Origin of the sequence: Croceimicrobium hydrocarbonivorans, from assembly GCF_014524565.1 — a bacterium.
Taxonomy (GTDB): Bacteria; Bacteroidota; Bacteroidia; order Flavobacteriales; family Schleiferiaceae; genus Croceimicrobium; species Croceimicrobium hydrocarbonivorans.
This window is the reverse complement of sequence record NZ_CP060139.1, coordinates 1,781,660-1,805,690: the sequence shown is the minus strand read 5'-3', so window position 1 is coordinate 1,805,690 and position 24,031 is coordinate 1,781,660. Positions and strand designations below refer to the sequence as shown.

The 24,031-nt window shown below is 43.8% G+C and carries 18 protein-coding genes; 14 read left to right on the top strand and 4 right to left on the bottom strand.

All coding sequences use genetic code 11. The features are described 5' to 3' along the window. Nucleotide 1 precedes the first annotated feature (1 nt). The 4 genes from H4K34_RS08150 to H4K34_RS08135 all read left to right on the top strand — a co-directional run bounded on the left by H4K34_RS08150 (nucleotide 2) and on the right by H4K34_RS08135 (nucleotide 3,028). Entirely contained in the window at nucleotides 2-721 is a 720-nt protein-coding gene (locus H4K34_RS08150; RefSeq protein ID WP_210760327.1) for a hypothetical protein, read from the top strand. 6 nt (nucleotides 722-727) lie between these two features. After that, nucleotides 728-1,162 (top strand): hypothetical protein, encoded by a 435-nt coding sequence (locus H4K34_RS08145; RefSeq protein WP_210760326.1) that lies wholly within the window; start codon nucleotides 728-730, stop codon nucleotides 1,160-1,162. 29 nt (nucleotides 1,163-1,191) lie between these two features. Next, complete coding sequence (locus H4K34_RS08140) at nucleotides 1,192-2,490, top strand: outer membrane beta-barrel protein (RefSeq protein WP_210760325.1); 1,299 nt, start codon at nucleotides 1,192-1,194, stop codon at nucleotides 2,488-2,490. A 91-nt stretch (nucleotides 2,491-2,581) separates the two neighbouring features. Beyond that, the gene (locus tag H4K34_RS08135) at nucleotides 2,582-3,028 is read left to right on the top strand and encodes a GNAT family N-acetyltransferase (protein WP_210760324.1); all 447 of its coding nucleotides are present in this window, start codon (nucleotides 2,582-2,584) and stop codon (nucleotides 3,026-3,028) included. Nucleotides 3,029-3,034: 6 nt separating this feature from the next. Here the strand turns inward: H4K34_RS08135 and paaE are convergent, their stop codons facing one another. Continuing rightward, on the bottom strand, nucleotides 3,035-4,180 hold the full coding sequence (gene paaE, locus H4K34_RS08130) for a 1,2-phenylacetyl-CoA epoxidase subunit PaaE (RefSeq protein WP_210760323.1): 1,146 nt from the start codon (nucleotides 4,178-4,180) through the stop codon (nucleotides 3,035-3,037). 112 nt (nucleotides 4,181-4,292) lie between these two features. On the opposite strand from paaE, the gene paaA reads away from it, so the two are divergent. The 7 genes from paaA (at nucleotide 4,293) to H4K34_RS08095 (ending at nucleotide 16,129) form a co-directional block, all read left to right on the top strand. Next, entirely contained in the window at nucleotides 4,293-5,249 is a 957-nt protein-coding gene (paaA, locus tag H4K34_RS08125) for a 1,2-phenylacetyl-CoA epoxidase subunit PaaA (RefSeq protein WP_210760322.1), read from the top strand. 50 nt (nucleotides 5,250-5,299) lie between these two features. After that, the gene (gene paaB, locus H4K34_RS08120; RefSeq protein WP_210760321.1) at nucleotides 5,300-5,590 is read left to right on the top strand and encodes a 1,2-phenylacetyl-CoA epoxidase subunit PaaB; all 291 of its coding nucleotides are present in this window, start codon (nucleotides 5,300-5,302) and stop codon (nucleotides 5,588-5,590) included. 27 nt (nucleotides 5,591-5,617) lie between these two features. Next, the gene (gene paaC, locus H4K34_RS08115) at nucleotides 5,618-6,370 is read left to right on the top strand and encodes a 1,2-phenylacetyl-CoA epoxidase subunit PaaC (protein ID WP_210760320.1); all 753 of its coding nucleotides are present in this window, start codon (nucleotides 5,618-5,620) and stop codon (nucleotides 6,368-6,370) included. 97 nt (nucleotides 6,371-6,467) lie between these two features. Beyond that, a complete protein-coding gene (gene paaD / locus H4K34_RS08110; protein ID WP_210760319.1) occupies nucleotides 6,468-6,947 on the top strand; it encodes a 1,2-phenylacetyl-CoA epoxidase subunit PaaD in 480 nt (159 codons plus the stop codon). A 283-nt stretch (nucleotides 6,948-7,230) separates the two neighbouring features. After that, entirely contained in the window at nucleotides 7,231-14,244 is a 7,014-nt protein-coding gene (locus H4K34_RS08105) for a PKD domain-containing protein (protein ID WP_210760318.1), read from the top strand. Between the two features lie 83 nt (nucleotides 14,245-14,327). Further along, a complete protein-coding gene (locus tag H4K34_RS08100; protein ID WP_210760317.1) occupies nucleotides 14,328-15,236 on the top strand; it encodes a T9SS type A sorting domain-containing protein in 909 nt (302 codons plus the stop codon). A 5-nt stretch (nucleotides 15,237-15,241) separates the two neighbouring features. After that, nucleotides 15,242-16,129: a T9SS type A sorting domain-containing protein gene (locus tag H4K34_RS08095; protein WP_210760316.1), complete on the top strand. Its 888-nt coding sequence runs from the start codon at nucleotides 15,242-15,244 to the stop codon at nucleotides 16,127-16,129. Between the two features lie 16 nt (nucleotides 16,130-16,145). On the opposite strand, the gene H4K34_RS08090 is transcribed toward H4K34_RS08095, so the two are convergent. Genes H4K34_RS08090 through H4K34_RS08080 form a run of 3 tightly spaced genes read right to left on the bottom strand, consistent with a single transcriptional unit; the run spans nucleotide 16,146 to nucleotide 20,361 of the window. Then, on the bottom strand, nucleotides 16,146-16,832 hold the full coding sequence (locus tag H4K34_RS08090; RefSeq protein WP_210760315.1) for a fibrobacter succinogenes major paralogous domain-containing protein: 687 nt from the start codon (nucleotides 16,830-16,832) through the stop codon (nucleotides 16,146-16,148). 5 nt (nucleotides 16,833-16,837) lie between these two features. After that, on the bottom strand, nucleotides 16,838-18,337 hold the full coding sequence (locus H4K34_RS08085) for a fibrobacter succinogenes major paralogous domain-containing protein (RefSeq protein ID WP_210760314.1): 1,500 nt from the start codon (nucleotides 18,335-18,337) through the stop codon (nucleotides 16,838-16,840). A 2-nt stretch (nucleotides 18,338-18,339) separates the two neighbouring features. Beyond that, nucleotides 18,340-20,361: a hypothetical protein gene (locus H4K34_RS08080; protein WP_210760313.1), complete on the bottom strand. Its 2,022-nt coding sequence runs from the start codon at nucleotides 20,359-20,361 to the stop codon at nucleotides 18,340-18,342. 122 nt (nucleotides 20,362-20,483) lie between these two features. Between H4K34_RS08080 and H4K34_RS08075 the strand changes: the two genes are divergently transcribed. The 3 genes from H4K34_RS08075 to H4K34_RS08065 all read left to right on the top strand — a co-directional run bounded on the left by H4K34_RS08075 (nucleotide 20,484) and on the right by H4K34_RS08065 (nucleotide 24,026). Further along, nucleotides 20,484-21,263 (top strand): enoyl-CoA hydratase-related protein, encoded by a 780-nt coding sequence (locus H4K34_RS08075; protein WP_210760312.1) that lies wholly within the window; start codon nucleotides 20,484-20,486, stop codon nucleotides 21,261-21,263. 44 nt (nucleotides 21,264-21,307) lie between these two features. After that, on the top strand, nucleotides 21,308-22,462 hold the full coding sequence (locus H4K34_RS08070) for a 3-hydroxyacyl-CoA dehydrogenase NAD-binding domain-containing protein (protein WP_210760311.1): 1,155 nt from the start codon (nucleotides 21,308-21,310) through the stop codon (nucleotides 22,460-22,462). Nucleotides 22,463-22,547: 85 nt separating this feature from the next. After that, nucleotides 22,548-24,026 (top strand): DUF5687 family protein, encoded by a 1,479-nt coding sequence (locus H4K34_RS08065; protein ID WP_210760310.1) that lies wholly within the window; start codon nucleotides 22,548-22,550, stop codon nucleotides 24,024-24,026. Nucleotides 24,027-24,031 lie beyond the last annotated feature (5 nt).

Here is a 24,031-nt window from a genome sequence, read left to right as displayed (position 1 = left end):
TATGAGTTCCAAGCATCCCATCGACTCGCTTTTTGAGAAGGAGCTCAAGGAGCATCAAATAAAACCTTCCGACAAGGTTTGGGAAAAGGTGGCCGCTTCTCAGCAAGCTGCCAAACCCAAGCGAGAAGCTTGGCTGATGTTGCGCGCTGCAGCAGTAGCCTTGCTGATTGGAATTTCTTCTTTGATCTATTATAATCGCAATGCCAGTGAGCTGGACCTTAACAATATTGGCGATACCGATCAAAGCTGGGTAGCTGGTCCTGAAACCACTCCCAACACCAAGAATGATGAGCCTAAGTCATCGGTAAAAACCGAGGACCCTAAAAAAGAAGAACCTAAAGCTAAAACCAATCAAAAGACTCCGGCCAAAAAGCCCAAGAAAACCGGCGCTCGAGTGATTCCAGTTTTGCAACAAACTATTTCGGAACCCATTTTAGCCTTTAATGAGTTGAGCGAGGTAGATTCTGATTTACCTCTGGAGGCAGCTGAAGAAATAGATAACCCTGAAGTCTATAAAGTACGGGTTCAATTACCTAAGCTGAATGGAGCTACCTATAGCACAGAAAAGAAATCTAAGGATTTGGGCGAGCGTATGTGGGCCTATGCCTCCGATCAATATGAAAGAGTAAAATCTGGAGAGTCTATTGAATTGCCCAAAGCGGAAAACACCAAAATTGAAATCCCGCTTCCCGATTTTATCAACCGTCGATTTAATAAATAAGCTGTGATGAAGTATCTAGTATCTCTGCTGCTGATTTGCGGCCTAAGCTTTCAGGCTTCAGCCCAATCGGAAGAGCGTAAGCAAGAATTGACCGAAAAGCTGCAAAAGGAATTAAAAACCCTTAGTGAAACTGTTGCCGAGTTAAGCAGGCTCATGGCAAAAGACCTGGATCAATCTTTGGAAGATGACAGTGTTCAGGTGCATATTGAGCGTTCCAAAAAAGCGCTTCGCGAAAGTGCCGCTAAAATTAAGCGCTACAGTGAAGAGCTAAGTGAAGACTACGAATTGTCGGATGAGCAAAAAGAGCTCTTGAATAAAAGTGCAAAAGCCTTTGGTCAGAGTATGCGAGATTTTGGTGAGGCAATGTCCTTAATCGCTCGCGACCTCAGTAAGATGATCGAAGAAAAAATGAATGAATCTGAGAACCAACCATCGAAATGAATACTTCCAATTTTAAAACAAACATAAAAATGAAAAAGTCTGTATTAACCGCCTTACTTATCGCCTTTGGCTTTGGTATGGCTGCGCAAAGCGATACTACCGCAAAGCGTAAAATCGAGCTTCAAATTGAAGAGAACACCCTTAGTTGGGATGCCAATAAGGATATGAATCAAAGTGATCTAGCCAGCATGATTGGCTTTGCCACTCAGCAAGTAGCCAAGCTTCAGGCGAATCATGAGCGCATTTTGAAAAAAATTGATGCTCAGGAAAAGGCCGGTAAACTCAATGAAGAGGAAGCTGAAATGTTACGTGATAAAGCCGAGGAAAGCTTTGAGCAAAGCATGGAAAACTTCGAAGCCATTATGGAAAACTGGAGTGAGTCTTATGCCGAGCGTATGGAAGCCTGGGCAGAGCGCTATGAAGAAAGCATGGAAGCCTGGAGCACTGAACTTGAGCGTGATATGGAAAGCGATTCTTTAGGAATGGCTAAAGCGCCTTTGATGCCTCCAATGCCCCCAATGCCTCCAATGCATGGGATGGAACAAGATTCGGGTAAGAAGAAGATTATTATCTCTAAAGAAGGTGTAATTATCGGCGACCAGGAAATTGAAATCGATACCGATGAGGATGATGAAGATTTTGATGCCAGTGATTTCTTTGATCTGAGCCAGCGTAAAAAGTCTAAAACCATTGAGCGTACCGAAGATTACTTTGACATTGCCTTTGGTTTTAACCAACAATTAGAGGATGGTCAGTACTTAGTAGAAAACGTGGCCGGTGAATTGGAGTTCTGGAAGTCTACTTCCTTTAATATGGGAATTGGCTACAAAACTCGTCTGGGAAGTCCATATAGCAAGTTTTACTTCAAGTATGGTCTTGACTTCTCTTGGCATAACTTCCGCTTAAAAGGTTCTGAAGTATTAATGGTAGATACTAGCGGTTCTTCCTTTGCCAATATCGGTACCAACAATGTGTACGAAAAGAATAAGTACCACATCGCTTACTTCAATATTCCAGTGATGTTCCAATTGGACCTTAGTGAAGCTGGCGACCGTGATGATTCCTGGACCTTTGGTGTAGGTGGATATGGAGGTGTTCGTCTCTTAGCAAAACGCGAGTTGGAATACAGCACTACTGTTTACCGTCGTGTAGAGGAGAAAGCCTACGATGATTTCTTCACCAATCAATTCCGTTATGGATTGATGGCCCAGGTTGGTTACGGATCCTTTAAGGTAACTGCATCTTATGACTTAAATGAGTTCTTCCAAGCCAATAAAGGTCCGGCTAGCTACAATATGCTGAACGTAACCTTAGGTTATACACTCTAAAAATACATTTGCCCAATTCGTGTGCTGGGCAAAAACCAAAGCGATCCATGGAGGGGATCGCTTTTTTTGTTTTCAGACGTATTTTTAAAGCATGATTTGGTCTACTAAGAATTGGGAACAGCTGACTACCCGAGAACTTTTTGAAGCCTATAAACTGCGTACAGATGTGTTTGTAGTGGAACAAGGCTGCCCCTATCCGGAGGTAGATGAGCACGATCTCCAGAGTCGACATCTTTTTGCATGGGAGGGGACGGAGCTTATTGCCTATGCCCGTATTTGTCCACCCAATACCGTTTATCCAGAAGCCAGTTTAGGCCGAATCGTATTGGCCAAAGAAAATCGCAATAAAGGGATTGGCCGTGAACTGGTAAGCAGGGCTTTGGCCGATTTAAAAAAGCAATGGCCCGAAGCACCTGTAAAAATACAGGCCCAACAATACCTGGAAAGCTTTTATACTTCCTTTGGTTTTGAAACCATAGGAGAATCCTATCCAGACGTGATGGTAATGCACGTGGATATGAAATTAAAAGAGGATTAAAGGATTTTAATCGTCGAAGCTAACAACCACCTTTTCGGTGCGAGGGTGACTTTGGCAAGTAAGTACATAGCCGTCTTCCACCTCATCATCTTCAAGGGCGTAGTTCATTTCCATCTCCACTTCGCCTTCAATCACCTTAGCGCGACAGGTACAGCAAACCGCTCCTTTGCAGGCATAAGGAACATCGGCACCAGCGTCTAATGCAGCATCAAGGATGCAATCGCCATCGCTATTGAGGTCGAAATGTGTTTCATCACCATCCAGAATCACGGTGATTTTAGAATCCAGCTTAGCGCTTTTTTCTTGGCTGCTAACCTTGGTTTTTCCGGCCAGACTTTGGGCTGGAGTATTAAAGAGTTCGTAGTGGATGCGGCTCTTATCAGCGCCCAAGCTCTGTAGCTCTTCGCTAACTCCATTAATCATGGCCTCAGGGCCACATAGGAAATAGCCATCTACTTCAGAAATATCAAAAAATCGCTCCGCAAAAACTTTACATTTTAAAGCGTCGATACGTCCTTTTAAGTAATCGGTACCCTGATCTTCGCGGCTCAATACATGATGCACTTCCAAACGGTTCATGTACTGATTTTTCAGCGCTTCGATTTGCTCTTTAAAAATTACGGATTGGGCCGATTTATTCCCGTAAAATAGGGTGAAGGTAGACTCGGGCTCATTTTCCAATACCGATTTCAAAATGCTGTAAACGGGAGTAATTCCGGATCCGGCAGCGAAACCCACATAATTGTGTTTTTCACGAGGGTCAATACTCGCGGTGAAATTTCCTTCCGGAGTCATTACGCGCATTTGGGTGCCTACCGTAAGCTTTTGGTTGGCCCAGGTGCTGAATTTACCCCCTTCCACTTCTTTAATGGCAACTCTTAGCTCACCATCAAAAGGGCTAGAACATAAAGAGTAGGAGCGACGAACGGCTTCGCCATCGATCTTAGCTTCGAGAGTGAGGTATTGTCCTGGCTTGAAGTGGTAGATCTCGCTTAATTCAGCGGGAACTTCAAAAGCAACGGAAACGCAGTCGGGGGTTTCCCGACATATATCTAATACTGTTAAATCGTGTAAAGTAGGTCGGCTGTGTTTTTTCTCTGCGCTAAATAAAGAGGAAGGAGCCTTTTTGACCTTTTTGAAAAAGTTAAGCATAGAATCTATCTATTTTGGCAAAAGTACGTTCTAAAGGCCTTTGGAACAATTCCAAATCAGCTTAGTTTTAAGTATAGATGCTATCTTTGTAACCCTCTCAAAAAAGACGATTATGACCAAAGAAATGAATTTGGAGGAGCGCTTTCAGGCCTATGTTGACGGAGAGAACAAGGTGGAGCCGAAAGACTGGATGCCGGAAAAGTACCGGAAGACCCTAATTCGACAGATTTCACAGCATGCGCATTCGGAAGTAGTCGGAATGTTGCCTGAAGCCAATTGGATTACCCGCGCACCATCTTTGCGCCGTAAAGTAGCTTTATTGGCAAAAGTGCAAGATGAAGCAGGTCACGGATTATACCTCTATAGCGCCGCCGAAACTTTAGGAGCCGACCGTATGGATATGGTTGATGATCTCTTGACCGGAAAGGCAAAATACTCGAGTATATTCAATTATCCCACTCCAACCTGGGCCGATATAGGTGCCATTGGCTGGCTGGTAGATGGAGCGGCCATTGCCAATCAGGTAATGTTATGCCGTACTTCTTATGGTCCTTACAGCCGCGCTATGGTGCGGATTTGTAAAGAGGAAAGTTTCCACCAACGCCAGGGATATGAAATCCTTATGACCTTGGCTCAAGGCACGCCCGAGCAAAAGCAAATGGCTCAAGATGCCTTAAATCGCTGGTGGTGGCCATCCTTAATGATGTTCGGGCCCACTGATGACAATTCTCCCAACTCTGCGCAATCCATGAAATGGAAGATTAAGCGTAAGAGTAATGATGAGTTGCGTCAGGAGTTCATCGATAAAACCATTCCACAAGCTGAGTATTTAGGACTTACTGTTCCGGATCCGGATTTGAAATGGAATGAGGAGCGCGGTCATTATGACTTCGGGACTATCGACTGGGCAGAGTTCTACCAGGTGATTAAGGGAAATGGTAAATGCAATAAGCAGCGTTTGCGTGCTCGCCAAGAAGCTCATGCCAAAGGAGAATGGGTTCGCGAAGCCGCTAATGCCTATGCTGAAAAGCAAGCCGCACGCAAAGCCAAAGAAGGCAGCGCAGCCTAAGCCATTTTTGTAAAAGACCAAACCGGCCATTTCGGCCCAAGTACATAGCTATGAGTAGCAAAGACAATTGGAAAATTTGGGAGATTTTTATTCGCTCCCGAAACGGATTGAGCCACAAACATGTGGGTAGTTTACACGCTCCTGATGCCGAAATGGCCATCAAGAATGCTCGCGATGTATATACGCGTCGCAGCGAAGGAGTTAGCATTTGGGTAGTACCCTCGGAAGCAATAACTGCCTCTTCACCAGATGAAGCAGAACCCTTATTCACCCCTTCGGATGACAAAGTTTATCGTCATCCTACTTTTTATGAAATTCCGGATGAGGTAGGTCATATGTAGACCCCTGATCTTGTAAAATCAAGCATCTTGAAAGCACAATTATTAGAATATACCCTCCGTTTGGGCGATAATGCCTTAATCCTTGGACAGCGATTAGGGGAGTGGTGTGGGCATGGTCCTATCCTTGAGCAAGATATCGCTCTTTCCAATATTGCCCTGGACCAATTAGGGCAGGCCCGCATGTTAATGCAATATGCAGCGGAGCAAAAAGGAGGCGATTATACGGAAGATAAGATGGCCTTTCTCCGTCCCGAAACCGAATACCATAATTGCTTATTGGTAGAGTTGGAAAATGGAGATTGGGGTAAGACTATTGTGCGTCAGTTTTTATTTGATACCTACAATTACTTTTTCTATTCAGCTCTTTTGAATAGTACCGATAATCGCTTGAAAGAAATTGCTCACAAAGCGATTAAGGAAATTACCTACCATGCACAGTGGAGTGCAGAATGGGTGATTCGATTGGGCGATGGCACCGAAGAAAGTCATCAGCGTGCGCAAACTGCCTTAAATGATCTTTGGGAGTGGACCGGCGAGTTGTTTAGCATGGATGCCATTGACGAAGCTTTGTTGGCCGAAGGAATTGCAGTGAATCTTACTGATATTAAAGTGCAGTGGGATCAAAAAGTAAATGAAATTCTCAGTCTTGCGACTTTGGAACGCCCTGAAGATGGTTGGATGCAAAGTGGTGGTAAGCAAGGAGAGCATAGCGAATATTTAGGTTATGTATTAGCTGTTATGCAGCATTTGCCACGCATGTACCCCGAGGCTACTTGGTAGGAAACACCAATCCACTCCATTGAAAGTCAGGCGACAGAAGAACCTGTTTGTGCATTCTTGCGCATTCATTTAATTGTTAGATATAGAGTGACAAGCCATGACAGAAGCTATCTGGAAAATTCTCAAAAACGTTGCAGACCCGGAGATTCCGGTACTTACTGTAGTGGATATGGGTGTAGTTCGAGAAGTGGAAGTCGAGGATCAGAAGGTCATTGTTAGCATTACGCCTACCTATTCTGGCTGTCCGGCCATGAATGAAATCGAAAGCAATATCCAATGGGCCTTGGAAGAGGCGGGTTATAATGAGGTGGAAATCAAAACCTTAATATCACCCCCCTGGACCACCGATTGGATGACAGATGAGGGTAAAGCCAAGCTTCAAGAATATGGCATTGCACCTCCGGAAGGCAGCTCTGCCGACAAGTCTGTCTTATTTGGAGAGGCCAAAAAAGTAATGTGCCCTCGCTGCAAATCGCGCAATACCACTATGGTTTCTCAATTTGGCTCAACCGCCTGCAAAGCGCTTTACAAGTGCGAAGACTGCAAAGAGCCTTTCGACTACTTTAAGTGTTTGTAAATTAAATCCCTGACTCTCTAAAGGGATTCGTTCGGAAAGCTGTAGATGAATTAATGCAAACACGTTAACTAGTTTGCCTTGAATCAAGTGATTCGATTATCAGTATATTAGTGCAGCCCTATTTAACTATAATTTCTCCGCCTATGTAGCATATCCTGAGATTAAGATTTTACTAAATAAACTTTACTCTGCAACCTTAAAGTTTATTTGGTCCCTGCCCTGTGCCGAAAGCCACCCTATGCTTTTTCGGTCACAGCTTTTTACTGTAAAAAATACCTATAAAATGAAGAAAGTAATACTAAGCCTCTTGGGCTTGGTAAGTTATGTGGGTGCCAATGCTCAATGTAATTTGAGTACGCCTGCAAGCCTGCCCTATGTCCAGAGTTTCAATTCCCTTTCGGGGACAATCAACACCGATTCTGTTTTTATTTGCGATCCTTCTGCTAAATGGTCTTTTGAAGGACCAGGCACCAGTGCCGTAATGGAAATGGGAATACCATCTGGTACCAGTGGAATTACTGGTGATTTCCAAGGCACATCTTTAGGAGTTGCATCTGTAACCCGGTCAGATACTGCAAACCTTATCTTAACTATTGATCTTTCGAATGTAAATGCAACAGATCCGGAAGATATTTATCTGAGCTTCTATTATGCCGATTTTGCGGATGAAGAAGACGCGATTGATCAAGTTTTTTTAAGAGGAAGCGACAGTGATACCTGGATTACAATTTTTGATTGGAACAATGGTAGTCCTTCAGATTGGCAGCGAGCCGATTTGAAAATTGATTCTATCCTTACTGCTAACAGTCAAAACTTTAGTGCCACCACTCAAATTCGCTGGAGCGAAAAGGATGATGTTGGCCTAACTAGCGGAGATGGTCTGGGTTTGGACCAAGTAAGTATCATTTCAACTACTACCGCTGCTCCAACATCAGCGAGTATTTCTAATGTTACTGCTACTTCTGTTGATGTAGCCTGGACATCAGTAAGTCCTCATACTCAGATTGTGGTTGGTCCAGCTGGATTCTATTGGCCTAATGCGACTAAAAATGTTTTTAGTGGTCAGTCCACGGCAACCCTTAACAGCTTAAGCCCGGCCACTCATTACGAGGTTTGGCTGAGAGATAGCACCGCCACCGGAAACCTAAGTGTTTGGAGGGGTCCTTTCGCCTTTATTACAAGCTGTGTTCCTTTCACCGCCCCATACTTCACTAATTTCGATATCACCAGCGATGGAGATTTTGAGCCCTGTTGGGCAGATTACCACACCTATTCCTCTGCATACGGTAGAGTAGAAGCCCTGACTAGTGGTAATGCTACCCAGCCTTTTAGCGGAGGAAATGTATTGGAGATTTATAATTCCTTTAGCTCTTTAACCGATACAATTCTGGCCATAACTCCCGAGTTTGCGGATATGACTGCCGGCGACAAACAAATCCGTTTTATGTTGGCCGCTAGCGATGCCAGTACTGATCTTATCGTAGCTACTTTAAGCACAAATAGCCTTGGCGCTATTGCTACAATTATTGATACCATTGATATTGCGGCAAACAATACCTGGCAGGAAGTTGCAGTTCCCTTAACCAGTGCTAATGGCTATAATGGTACGGACAAGTACATCGCTTTGATTCACAATCGCGGTGGTGGTACCTATGATGATATTTACATTGATGACTTCAATTATGAGGTGATCCCTGCGTGTCCAAGAATTTTGACGGCTAGCTTTACGAATGTGAGCTTTAATAGTGCGGTGATGAACTTCAGCAGCACTTCCGATTCTGTGCAAGTTGAATGGGGCCCTGCCGGATTTACCAAAGGAACGGGGTGTATAGGCAATGCAGTTAATGGACCTGTTACCATTTCGGATGCCTTAGATCCTACTTGTGCAACTAGCCTGGCTCCTGTTACTACTTATGATGTTTACATTCGTAACAACTGTACTACAGCGGGAGATGGCTATTCTACTTGGAGTGGTCCTTTCTCATTTACCACTACTTGCGCTCCCTATACGGCACCGTACTTCACAGATTTCGATGCTACAAGTGACGGGGACTTTGAACCTTGTTGGATAGATTTCCATACCTATTCATCTGCTTATGGTAGGGTAGAGACTCTGAGCAGCACTAATGCTACCCAGCCTTTCAGCGGCTCTAATGTCTTGGAGATCTATAATTCTGGAAGTTCAACAACAGATACATTATTAGCTATTAGTCCCGAGTTTTCGGATATGGTAGCCGGTGACAAGCAGATCCGATTTATGTTGGCCGCTAACGATGCCAATACAGACTTGATTGTTGCCACTTTAAACACGAACCTTCCTGGTGCAGTAGCAACATTTATTGACACCATCGATATCATTAGCAGCAATACCTGGCAGGAAGTTGCCATTCCTTTAACTACTGCACTTGGATACAATGGCACCGATAAATACATCGCTCTTATTCACAATCGTGGCGGGGGTACTTATGATGATATTTACATTGATGATTTCCATTACGAAGTCATTCCTCCATGTCCTAAAATTTACGGCGCTACCTTCAGTTCTATTAGCCATAATAGTGCGGTAATGAACTTCACTAGTACTTCCGACTCTGTGCAAGTAGAATGGGGTCCAACAGGATTTACCCAAGGTACTGGATGTCTTGCTAACGAAGTGAACGGACCGCTATTGATTTCAGATGCTTTAGATCCTTCATGTTCTATTAGTTTGGCACCACAGTCTACCTATGACGTTTATATCCGTAATAACTGTACTACAGCAGGAGATGGTTATTCCACTTGGAACGGGCCTTATTCCTTTACTACAGGATGTGCGCCAATTATTCCTCCTCATGTAGAGGATTTTTCAGCCGGATTTGTTCCTGATGTATGTTGGGATGAAGCGGGTGACGGAGACCCTTCTACCGGTCCGACTGGTCTTGGATCAGGCTCTTGGATCAGCGATGGTTTTGCCAATATTGGAACCACAGGAGCGGTTAAAGTAAATATGTATGCCGCCAGTAAAAATGAGTGGATTTTAACTCCTTCTTATGATCTGGGATCTACGATTCCAATGCAAATGGAATTTGACTTTGGTGTATTTGATTTTGGCAACAGCACCCCAGATTCTATCGGTTCTGATGATATGATTCAAGTGCTTATCTCTACCGATAATGGTGCCAACTGGAATGCCTTAGATACGATAGATCAGACCTTTAAAACCCTACCAGGTGGGAACCATCTGATTTATCCATTAACATCTTACAGCGGAGTAGTTCGCTTTGCCATTTGGGCCACTGAAGGCACCGTTAATGACCCAGGTGATGTAGACGCTATGGTAGACAATTTTGAGGTTCGCCCAATTCCTAGTTGTGCGGCTTCTAATGCGGTTATTCTCGATAGTGCCAGTTCTCATGACGCATCCTTTAGCTGGACTGCTGGCTCTGGTTTAAGTTTTGAGATTCAAGTAGATACTACTGGATTTACTGTGGGTACTGCTCGATTTGGTGACACTGTTACTGTTACCAATACCACTATTTATGGTCTTAGTCCTAATACCGAGTATGAGTTCTATATCCGTGATATTTGTGGAGGCGCAGACGGGACTAGTATTTGGTCTGGACCTTTTACCTTCCGCACAGAGTGTTTAGCGGTATTTGCCACTCCGGTTCTTTTCGACCTAGAAGATTTAACTATCGGTTCTAGCCTGGCATTTGATAACTGTTGGACCTCGGATCGTACCTCTGCTCCAGGATGGGAAATCGAGGAAGCTGATGGTACAGACCTAAACTCTACCAGTACCGGTCCGGATTACGATCATACTCTCGGAACTTCTGGTGGTAAATACTGGTTCCTTGAAACTTCAAGTGGAAGCACCGGTTCGGAAGCGAACCTTACTTCTCCTGCATTTGATTTAAGCTCCTTAACTGAACCTAGTTTATACTTCTGGTATCATATGTATGGTTCAAGCATGGGTAATCTGCATATTGATATTGAGCATAATGGTATTTGGTATACAGACTATTACTTAATAGAAGGTGAGCAGGATACATCCGGTGCCGATGATTGGAACCTGATGGAGTTAAATCTGGCAGCATTTGTTAATGATACTATTCATGTACGATTCCGTGGAGAGCGAGGAACTAGTTACTATTCCGATATGTCTATTGACGATATCGAAATTGCAGAAGCTTCTAATTGCAGCGCTCCTTTACTCTTTACTTCCTCTAATCTTAGTCCAACCTCTATAGATTTAGATTGGAGCTCCTATGGTGGTCAATATAATGTGGCTTGGGGAACTCAAGGCTTCTTGCAAGGAACCAATACCAGCGCCGGAAATGTGAATAGCGGAGTTAATCCTCCTTACACTCTTGGATCATTAACACCCAACAACTATTACGATGTATATGTACAGGATACTTGTAATAACGGCCTTTGGGTGGGGCCAATTTCATTTAAAACTCCATGTACATCACCATTGGCGGGTGGTACCTACACTATTGGTACGAGTCCAAGTGATGATTTCCCAAGCTTTGATTCTGTGGCTGCCGTTTTGAATGGTTGCGGTATTAGCGGACCAGTGGTATTTAATGTACAGGCGGGCACCTATGTAGATAAATTACACCTCCAAAGTGTAGCCGGTGTTTCCGGAACCAATACCATCACCTTTAATGGTACCGGTGGATCGGATACATTGATTTACAATGGTCAGTCACATCAAACTGCGGTCTTAATTGAGAACACCTCTCAGGTTACCTTAAATGCTATGACTATTGTTAATAATGGTAGCTCAGAAGCATTTGGTATCCTATTGATGGGTAACTCCGATACTGTAACTATCAGCAATACCACCGTAATAGTGGACACTACAGGTTCAGGATCAGATGTGATAGGAATCTTGACTTCAGGTAGCTATGAAAATGATTTTACCGAAGGAGCAGACGTGGATTACCTTACCATTGAATCCAGCACTATTATCGGAGGTTACACCGGTATAAACCTTGAAGGTACCGCTACCAATGACCCTGCGATGCATATCATGATTCGTGATAACCATGTGTATTCACAATATACTTATGGTATATATGTAGATGAAGCGGAGAATATTTCCTTCATTGGCAATACCATAGATAAGCCTCGTGCAACTACGGATGGTATCTACTGCTTCGACATGAAAAATGTATTGCTCGAAGGAAACCATATAGCCGTTACAGACTATGCTGTTTATCTAAGCGATATTAACGATGGATACGCAGTTACCACTCCATCTCGATTGGTGAACAACATGATTAGTAGTACTACTGATTATGGTATTTACTTAAATGACTTTGAGAATATTGAAGTATACCACAACACTGTGATGGGAGAGCCAGCCATGGCGATCAATGATCAGGATACAGTTTGGGTAGTAAATAACATCTTCGTTTCTACTGGAGACTTTGCTTTTGAATCCTTCGATAATTTCAATGCATCGGAGCATGTAGATTACAACTTATATCTCTCTGGTAATAGCGATGCTTTTGATATTGGAACGTCTACCCATACTACATTGGCCGATTGGCAAACTGCTGATGCGGTTCATAATGCGAACAGTCTTTATGGTGATCCATTATTTAATAATGCCCCCGAAGACCTTCACGTATTTGGAGTTATAGCTAATGATGTAGGTGATAACAGTATTGGTATTACCGTGGATATCGATGGCGACATTCGTCCACAAGCCCCTTCTACCACCGTAGATATGGGTGCGGATGAGTACACGCCTAAAACAGATGATGCCTATTTAACTGAGATCATTGCCGCAGCTGGTTGCGGTGATAGCACAACAGCGGTAAGCTTGGTATTCCAGAACTTAGGGCAAAATACCATCACTAGCCTTCCAGTTTCCGTTAATTTAAGTGGGGGCCTTACTGCTACTTTAAATGCGATATATTCTGGTAACTTAAGTGCATATCAATCGGATACCGTTTTAGTTGGTACTTACAACACTTATGCAGGTGCACAAGGTGTATTAATCGACGGCTTATTGAATTTAAGTGGCGATCAGGATGCTTCTAATGACTCCTTAAGCGCAGGTCCATTCAATTACTTGCCTTATGAGCCTGTCGGTTATGACAGCACTTATTGTCCACCTACTGACACTGCTTATTTGCGAGCTAAATCCATTACTGGCGTTAATTACGCTTGGTTTGCCAGCAATAGTGTTAATGACACGGTTCCAATTGCAACAGGCGATACTTTGGCGGTGCCTACTGCTGGTGCTCAATCCACTTATTACTTAAAGTATGAATCTGCTCAAGATTCATTAGGGACTCCATTTGTTGGAGGAAATAATCAGAATGGTAATTGTTTTGACATTTTACCATCTGCAAATATTGAGCTTACCGCTTTGGATTTAAGTATCATTGGAACTGGACCGCAAGACGTTATGGTTTATTACCGGCCGGGAACTCACGTTGGTCATGAGGCTAGCCTTTCTGGATGGATTCGATTAGATAGCTTGACCGTAAACGCTAATGGTTCGGGTAATCCAACTTATGTTCCATTGTCTACCCCTGCAACCTTATACGCTGGTAATACCTATGCCATAATGGTGGTGGCAGTTGGGGTAAACTTAAATTATACTGATGGTACCGCTGTAGGGACCGTATTGGCTCAGAATGATTACCTAACCATTTTTGAGGGAGCCGGTATTAGTTGGCCTTTAAGTAGTGTGTTTACTCCACGCTTCTGGAATGGTCGTCTTTATTACAATACGATTGCTTGCTCAGATATGCGCGTTCCGGTACAACTTACCGCTGGAGCCGATACTGCCACTGCTGCCTTTAGTGTAGGTGGTTCTCAGCCTAACTTCACCTTCGATGCCAGTGCTTCTGTAAATGCAGATACCTACACTTGGGACTTTGGTGATGGAAATACTGGAACCGGTGTAAGCACTAGTCATACCTATACCAGCAATGGTGTATACAATGTGGTTCTTACCGTGAACGATACTACAGATTGCTACAGTGTAGCCATGGATTCTACTACTATTGAAGTGAATATTGGATTGGAAGAAAATCCATTACAAACTTCATTAGCGGTCTATCCAAACCCTGCCAGCGATTATATCAATGTAGAGTTTGATGTATTGAACAGCGCAAATGCGAAAATCCGATTATTGGATGCCCAGGGTCGCGCCTTAAGCGAAAGCAATGAGCGTGCTCAGGGAGATCAATTCCGTTACCGTCTCGACGTAAGTCAGTTGGCCAGCGGAGTTTATATCCTCGAAATCGAATCCGGTGATCGCACCGCACAAGAAAGAATTAGCATCCGCTAATATTTTAGCTTATTAATCGAAAGGCCGTCTCGGATATTCTGAGACGGCCTTTTATTTTTACCTTTAGTAGCAAATCTCTGCGTATGAAAAGATTAGTACTCCTTGCTCTTATTTTAACTTCCAGTTTAAAAGCCCAGCATTTTGTGGGTTTACCCGATTCCAATGCCATTTGGACCAATAGTTATTCGGAGCTCGTAACGCAGCCCTTCTTCCATATGGAATTGGTGCATACCGTAAAACTGTGTTTAAACAATCAGGATACGACGATCCAAAGTCAGAATTACCATCAGCTTTTTCTCTGTGGCTCCAGTCAGGTGTATTTTGCGGCCATTCGCGAAGATGCAGGTAGAGTATACTTGCTGCCAAAAGACAGCGCCACAGAAATCACGGTGTATGATTACAACCTCTTGCCTGGGGATACGGTAAAGAACATTTACTCAGTTGCTTTTGGAAATTATTGGCCTCAACATCCGATATCCTATGTGCCTTTAGGAGGTCCTATGGATCCCTTAATTGTTTCTAATGTAGATACGGTTTACAGTACTTTAGGAGCGCATCGTATAATTGACTTTGGGCTTAGCAGCCTTTGGATGGAAGGCATTGGCAATAGCCAGGGATTTCTTTGGGATCCTTATCAGAATGTTTCGAATTTCGAGATTAAATTAGAGTGCATGAGCATTGGCGATTCCACCTATTTTGATGGCTATTCTCGTCAACCATTAACTCAAGCTTTAACCGGTGCTTGCGATTTAAGCCTATCGGTAGATGAAGCAATGGCCGAAGAGCAAATGAGGCCTTATCCTAATCCATCAAAAGGTAGGATACAGTTTCATAACCAATTACCTATAGACCTAAAAGTCTTTAATAGTCTAGGGCAAATTGTTTTCGAACAAAGAATTCTGTCAGGTGCGACCTTGGATTTAAGTCAATTAAGCCCAGGTCAGTATATTGTTCAGGCTGGTGAACAACGAAATATCTGGATAAAGCAATAATTGCCATGAGTCAAACCTATTACAAGTCGCTATTTGCATTTGTGTTTTTAAGTTTTTGTGGTGTATTACACTCCCAAAACTTCTTGGCTTTTCCCGATTCGTATGCCCGATGGGTTAATGAAAGGACCGAATTTGGGCAGTCCACTGGAGGTTCTTGGCTACGGTCTGCGCCAGAATACTTTGTCAATAATGAGGATACTTTAATAGGTGGACAATATCATACTAAGCTTTTTGAGCTATACCGTAATCAGGTAGTCTACAAGGGAGCATACAGACAAGATTCTGCTCGCCTCTATCTAGTTCCGGCAGATGATGAAACAGAATATCTGGTTTATGATTTTAATGCTCAGGTAGGGGACACCCTTGAAGATTGGTACTTCCTTGATTCGAGAGGGATGGAGAATTGGAATCAACATGGAACAGTTACAGTTGATGTCATTGACACCATTGAAACCTTTTTAGGAAGTCGGCGCAGGCTCGTAACAAGCATGGAGAGCTTTATTGAAGGGATTGGCTGTGAAACCGGTTTTTTGGAAGGCCCCTGCCCATGTCTTTCAGGTTGGTCCTATAACTTAGCTTGCTTTAGCATCGGTGATTCCACTTATTACGACAATCGGTTTATACCCTATTCAGCCACCGCCGGTAACTGCGAAGCCTATTTTGATTTAGCGGAAGAGGCGAAGGAAGAATTTGAGATTTATCCTAATCCTTCTGAGGGAATGCTGTATTTCAAAACACTGGAGCCTAGTAAAATAGAGCTATTTACTATTGACGGGCAAAAGCTGTGGTCAGGCTGGATAGAAAATGAAGGTCAATTTGATTTTTCCCATCTACCGAAAGGCCTATACTGGATAAGCCTTTCGGGGATGAGTAAAAAATGGATTAAGCACTAGCACTAGAGTTACCAGCTTATTTCAATTTACGAATCAGTCGAACCGGCACGCCAAAACCTCCTTGCCAGGCATCCATGTCTACTTCCTCGGCATGACTGTCAATGGAGTATACCTTGTCATATTCTTCCAGCATTACATAGGCTTTGGTTGCTAATATAGGTTTGTATTTACCAAAGCCACCGCGCATACCTGAAGCATGGAACATAAGGCGGTAAACCGGATAATTAGGGTTTACCTCTTCTTTGCGAATCATTTTTTCCACTTTTTTGCGGGATTCTTTTAAAACCCGGTAGCCATAAGCCCAGGATTTGGATTTATGCACATCGCCTTCCTTCAGCATTTCGGTAAACTCAGCTTTACTTGGAACCTTCCAGCCTTCAGGTGCAAAGCCACGAGGATCTCGCACTACAAACCAATTGTAGAGATAACCTGATGCAGCTTCTTGCCCGGTGGGGCCTTCAATTTTGCAATAGGCCGGACGACCTTCCCTAGCGGCACTATGCCAGTCTTCCTCAGATTTGGCCTCATAAATAGGATCACCATTGCGAAATTTAGTAACGGCATAATTTTCGGCCATTACCTCATAGTTGGCCACAATGGTAGTATGATAGGTGTTGCCATCATGGTCGGTCATGCTCTCTTCGCCTTCCTTAGCAGCGATGATAAGCAAACTGGCTAGTAGTAGGATATAATAGCGTTTCATAATACTTATTGAATTTTAATAAAGCGCAGACTAAGCGCTAGTCCGTTTTTTAAATGATCAGCCACCTTAGTTTCGAGATAGGCATCGCCATGTTCCAGTTCAAGGTATTGAATGGCTTCCTGAGCATTTGCCCCTTGATTGAAGGCCCAAAAAGCCGCCTCTTCTTCAAAATCACTGGCATTTTTACCCTTTATTCTTCCCGCACCTGGGGCGCTAAAACCATAATGGTCGTTGCTGAAACTCTCCTTATACCAACCTTCTTTTGATTTAAGGAAGCTGGCTTCTTTGGGATGATTAATAAAGTCCAGTAAAGCTTGCCAATCGGCGGCTCCTGGAATGCGGTATCCGATTGGTGCTAGACCTCGCGGATCCCACAATACATCCGAACTATATAGTAGACCCATAGCGGCGTTCTTTTCATCAAAATTGGGATAGCAGGCAACCGGGATGCCCAAATGCATATAATGGTAAAAGAGATTGGCGTCCTCTACTACGGGAATCGCATCACCATTGCGGAAATGCTTAGATGAAGCATTGGGGCCTGTCCAGGTTTGATCGCCAATACTAAGTGCAGTATAACTATTGCCACTTGCATCTTGGGGTCCACCGGGAGGAATTAAAATATTGAGAGGAGTTTTAACATCCAAAACCCAAATGCTTTGGTTTTCAGGGCCGAAGTCCACCTTGATGATATGATTAGGCATGCTTTCGGATTGATAAGTGCGTACAATGTGCAGGCTCTCACCCTCCGCTTGAATTTCAACACTTATAGCTTTGAATTTCCCCATTTTCGAGAGGATGCTTTCCAATTCAATCATGGCGAGGGCATTGCGCTGATCCATATCCTGTAGCTCCCAATTGGCAGGCTTCAGGTCGAGGAAGAAGTCGCGTTTTTCAGGATTATCCATATGCTCCCAAGCGGCTAATAGTGCCCCATCGGTATACTTAAAGGTAGATTTTAATTGATGGTAATCCGCACGCTCCGAATTTCTCTCAGGCAGCCATTGGGATTCATGGTACTTGCTGGCCTCATCCAATAATTGGTTGATGCTGAAATGAAGCAGGTCGGCGTCTTTTTTTGGTGCGGTAAATGCCGCTTTGGGGGAGCCCACTAAGCGCCAGGATTCGCATAATGTAGGATTATCCAATTCTACGGCCAAGCTAAAAATCAAAGCCGGAGCCTCATTAGGATGGTCGGCTTTAAAATGAAAAACTCGGCGATTCCAATCAAAGCCGGTTAGGGCATAAGCATTAAGGTCTAAGCCTCCTTCGAAGAAGCCTCCTTTCTGAAGCTGATCCATTACAGGACTCAGTTCCTTTACCACCTGCTTTCCTTTTTTATTGGCTGTTAGCCGATGGTCTTTTAGCTCTTCAAGCTTGGCTGGATTAAGATTGGAGTAAATGCCTTCGAGCCAGTCAAGGCTAAATTGTCGCTCAGGATATTGGCCCCACATAGGAAGGCTTAATCCCAGCAATAGACAGAAAATAAAGGTTTGTGCTTTCATGATTATTGGATTACTACATAGAGATCCGACAGGGAGCCGGAAATGGTTTTAAATCGGAATACTTGTGCATCGTAAGAGAAGAACTCTGTTTTGATAACCACATAGGGTTTTCCCTTGGAAACAGGAGGAATGCTGATTGTGCTCCTACGGTCGCTTAGGAGTCCGGGTCTTTTATAGGTGATCTCGACCTCAATATCATCTTGACTCAAATTCCAAATCACCATATGAGACTCTAAGTGAAGACCATGATTGGGGCGGGCTATAATTTCGGACTTAGCTAAACCGGCATACATCTGCTTAGATCGCAGGTTCAGGCCATGTTCCTTGCGGATATGCTCAATAATTTGCTGCCTTTCCTTTTTAGCATAAGCCTCTCTTTGCCGCTTCAGGAATTTCTCTGAATTGCCAACATAGCGTCCATAATACCAATCGCCGTGAATGGTTTCTTCACCCTTTTGCATGACCCCATAGCCATGAGGGATGAAATTGCTGAGTACCGGTCCATTGTACATCGAGTCTTTCCAAAAAATATTCACAGCACTATAAACCGGCACTCCATTTTCTGAATAGTACTTAATTCTTTTAGAGCCATCTTTTAATATAAGTTGACCCTTGCCATGCGGCTGAAGTTTTTGATTTAAGCCTCCATAATAATAGGCTTCTCCCACATCAATTTGGGCTGAATCCATGCTGGCAATACCTTCTTCATCCATCACTACCGAAGCATAGATATTGGTATTAAAGAGAATACCCTTTCCTCTTGGTTCCAGATTTACATTTACGGCCCCGCTATACCAAACTCCTAATTGGGGAATCGGTAGGTTTTTCACCCATTGTGCTTTGCTTTGGGGAGCATAAATGCTGATGTTTTTTTCACTGCCAGCAATGTAGGCTGAGTCAATTAATCGACCGGCTTGGAAGCGGCCTTGGATAAGGGTTTCGCCATTCAACTCAATTTGACCAAGCCCGCTTGGAAGGCCATTTTGAAAAGGCCCCGAATAGATTCTGGGAGGATTTTGATATTGGGCTTTGCCGATTCCATTTTGGCAATCGCCCGCCAAACATTCGTGATTGGTGGCCAGGTCTAGCTCTGGGCTAAAGCGTTCTTTTACCGTTTCGCCGATATGGCGTTCCAGGGACCAGCTTAGCGTCCAGGTATCGAAGTATTCAAAATTGAGATGAAGTCGCCATTCGTTTTTAAGGGCAGGACCACCATAGACTTTGTTCAGAACCACCAAGCCAAAGGGGCCGGAGCGTTGCATGTAATTTTGTTCTAAGACATTGGTTTGACCTAGTCCCGCCACTGCATATTCCAGTAAAACCAGTTGCCGGATCAATTCGGGTTTCGCTAAAGTCCAATCTTCAATGCTCCCCGGTTCGCGGATATGGCATACAAAGCGGTTATCCCAACGACTTTCGCCTGTAACTATAAGTGATTTCCAGGACCAGGGAATATGGACTTTCGCATTTAGACATTCATTGTCGCCAAAAATAAAGGCTAATTGATCGAGCGTTGAAGTTTTAGGACAATCGCAGGATGAGCCTTTTATTGTAAAATAGGCCTCCTCAGCGGAATGCATAACCGAACGAACGCCTCGTAAATAATAGCGGATTGAATCATACGCCACCTCCATAGGGGCAAGATCCATGGCAATAGGCTGCCATGTGCCAGCTTCTTTTTGAAACTGAATACCCATCAGGCTATAGCCTTGATTATCGAGTAATAGAGCAGCAATTTGGGCTTCTTCTCCATGCAGATAATAAACCGAATGATGGGCTAATTGAACCTTGGCGTCACCTTCTGGATGCAGGGCTTTGAGTTCAGTTGCTATTTGGGCAGCCAGTCCATTTTCGGCTTGAGGAATATCCTGCACCAATTGCTTTAAGCTGGCGAGATAGGGCTGGCCAAATATTACCTGTGGCCCCATCCAAAAAATGAGGAATAGGTAAAGCGATTGGATATGGTTTAAATGAAACAGCTTCATTTGGTTCAGGATGAGAGCCAAAACTAGAGTGCGGGGCATCGGAATTAAATAAGGCAGATGCACTATTTTGAGAAGGAATGCCAAAAGTTTTAGAGCTAAGAATAAGCCTGAAGGATATATCCTTCCTGCATTATCTCCTAACTTAGCCCAAAAGAAAATTCATGTCCGAATATATCCTTAGTTCACAGGAGGGCGCTGTGCTAACACTAAGTTTAAATCGCCCGGATAAATACAATGCTTTTGTTCGCGAAATGGCCTTAGCGCTGCAAGCGGAATTGGCCCGAGCCCAAGAAGATTCAAAAATTCGCGCGGTAATTTTAACCGGTATTGGCAAAGCTTTTTGTGCGGGACAGGATTTGGCGGAAGCCACTGATCCCAATGGTCCGGAGCTCACTAAAATTGTAACCGAACATTACAATCCGATCATTGAGGCTATTCGAGCTTTGGAAAAACCGGTGGTAGTAGCAGTAAACGGTGTGGCCGCGGGGGCAGGAGCCAATATTGCCCTAGCCTGCGATATTGTAATTGCCAGTGAGGCGGCCTCCTTTATTCAGGCTTTTTCCAAAATTGGATTGATCCCCGATAGTGGTGGTACCTATACTTTACCGCGTTTGGTGGGTTTGCAGAGAGCTTCGGCCTTAATGATGTTGGGCGATAAAGTTTCGGCCACAGATGCCTTAGATATGGGTATGATATACAAAGTGGTAGCCGCCGAAGACTTAATGCCGGTAGCTCAAAAAGTAGCAGGTCAGTTGAGTCAGATGCCCACCTTGGCCCTAGCTAGAACTAAGGCTCTCTTAAATGCCAGCTATCAGAATGATCTCAAATCCCAATTAGCATTGGAAGATCAATATCAAACCGAATGCGGTCAAAGTTATGATTACCGCGAAGGCACTGCCGCTTTTTTAGAGAAGCGTAAGCCCGAGTTTAAAGGAGAATAATTGATTAGGACATATTCCGCGAAAGCGGCCAAAAAAGAAATACAATGCAAATAGGAATTGTGGGTGCCGGAGCGATGGGCTCAGGAATTGCGCAGGTTGCGGCCCAGAATGGACATCGCGTGGTGATTGTAGATAATCATCGTGCTGCCTTGGAAAAGTCGAAAGCCGGACATCAAAAAATACTCGCTCGTTTGGTGGAGAAGGGCCGATTGGCCGAAGGCGAAGACCATAAAATTGCCAGTCGTATATCTTATGATAGCAGTCTCACCGAATTAGAAGGTTGTGGTTTAGTGATCGAAGCGATTATTGAAAAACTGGACATTAAGCAGGCTCTATTTAAACATCTGGAAGAGGTATGTGGTGCCGATGCGATTTTAGCTTCTAATACTAGCTCCCTTTCAATCGCCAGCATTGCGGCGGCTTGCGAGAAGCCCGAGCGCGTATTGGGAATTCACTTTTTCAATCCTGCGCCTTTAATGCCATTGGTGGAAATTATTCCCGCCATTACTTCGGATGAAGCAGTGGTAAACAAAGCCAAGTCCCTGATTGATGATTGGGGCAAGGTTACCGTATTGGCCAAGGACACTCCAGGTTTTATTGTAAACCGTGTAGCTCGACCTTTTTATGGCGAGGCGGTACGGATTTATGAAGAGGGCGTGGCAGATATTGCGACCATCGATTGGGCATTAAGTTCTTTGGGTGGCTTTAGAATGGGCCCCTTTACTTTGATGGATTTTATTGGTCATGATGTAAATTATGCCGTTACCGAAAGTGTGTTTACGGCCTTTTTCTATGATCCTCGTTATAAGCCCAATTTTAGTCAGAAGCGCCTAGTAGAAGCCGGCCTATTAGGTCGTAAAACCGGCAGAGGTTTTTACGATTATCGCGATGGAGCTGTGCAACCAGAGCCTAATAAAAATGAGGAGCTGGGGCAATCGATAGTAAATCGGGTATTAGCCATGCTTATTAACGAGGCCTCCGATGCTTTGCATTTGGGAATTGCCTCGGCGAAGGATATTGATCTGGCCATGACCAAAGGGGTAAATTACCCTAAAGGTCTCTTGGCTTGGGCCGATGAGATTGGATTAGATACAGTGCTTGCCACCCTGGATGGCTTATATGACGAGTACCGTGAAGATCGATATCGGGCATCGGTGCTTTTACGTCGGAAGGTGGCCAAAGGAGAACAATTTTTTTAGCAGGCACTCAGGTACTTGCGAATTATTTTTAAAGCTGCCGTAATTTAGAGCGGCAGGTTTATACTAACCTTATAAATCAACGAGTATGTATTCACAACTCATTAAACAGCGTTGGCTACAGGTTTTTCGCAGCACCTATTTTCGCCAAGGCTGGGGAGTAAAAATTTTAATGGCCCTTTTGGCCCTTTATTTCTTGGCTTCTTTTGGAGCGCTGGGATTTTTCATGAAGGAAATTCTCGCCGAAAGCTTTGAGGATGCCACTAAATTAACTCCCATATTTTCGGGAGGGATATTGTTTTATCTGCTGGCCGATTTGGTAATGCGCTTTTTCCTGCAGGATTTAAGTGTGATCTCCGTACAGCATTACCTAACCCTGCCTATTTCCAAGAAGAAGATTATTCACTTCTTATTGCAGGGATCGGTTTTCAATTTCTTCAACCTGCTGCCTCTGCTCTTTATTATTCCCTGGGCCTTTCGAGTTATTCCGGGCGAATATGGTCTGGATGTAGCTTTGGTCTGGATCGCTGGGATGCTGGGCGTGATGCTGAGCAATCATTTCCTCGCGATTTACCTCAAGCGGATTTTAGCGGTTAAGGCGGCTGTTTTCTGGGGCATTGCCCTGGTTTTTATAGCTAGTTATGCAGCTCATTATTTGGGATATATCGCTTTGGATGAGATTTCAGAAGCCATTTACCTGCCTTTAGCTACACAGCCGATTGCCATTCTTTGGCCCTTAGCTTTAATGTTGCTAATCTATTTTGTGAACTATCGATTCTTATTGGGTATGACCCATCTGGATCGCTGGCGCACCAAGGCTAAAGAGGCCAGCAGTCTGCGTTTCTCCTATTTGGAAAATCGTGGAGTTTTAGGATTAATGATGGCCAATGAATTAAAGCTGATTACTCGAAATCGCAGAACCAAAACCGCCCTTTTCTTAAGTGTATTTTTTGCCTTTTATGGATTGATATTTTATACCCAGGAAGCCTATAGTGACAACTACACCTGGTTGATGTTCGTGGGCATCTTTATGACCGGCATCTTCATGATTAATTACGGTCAGTTTCTGGTTAGTTGGGAAAGTGCCTATTTTGATGGGATTCTTACCCGTGCCTATTCTATGGAAGAGTTTTACAGAGCTAAATACTATTTGATGGTATTAAGTTGTGTGATAATGTACCTGCTCACCTTGCCTTATATGTATTTTGGGATGAAAGCGCTGTACATCAATACGGCGACCCTCCTGTATAATATAGGCATCAATACAGCGGTGCTTTTGTATGCCAGTACCTACAATAAAAAGGCGATTGATTTAAGTAAGGGATCGGCCTTTAACTATCAGGGTACTGGGGCCGCACAGTTTGTAATCGTTATTCCCCTTATGATTGTGCCCTTATTGCTGTTTCAGGCCTTTAATGTTTTCGATAAACCTTATTGGGGTTTGATTTTCCTTGGCGTACTGGGCATAGGTGGAATCTTGAGTCACCGTCTGTTTATTCGCCAAACCATCATCAATTTTAAAGAGAAGAAATATATCAATGCAGCGGGCTACCGTCAGCATGACTAAAAATA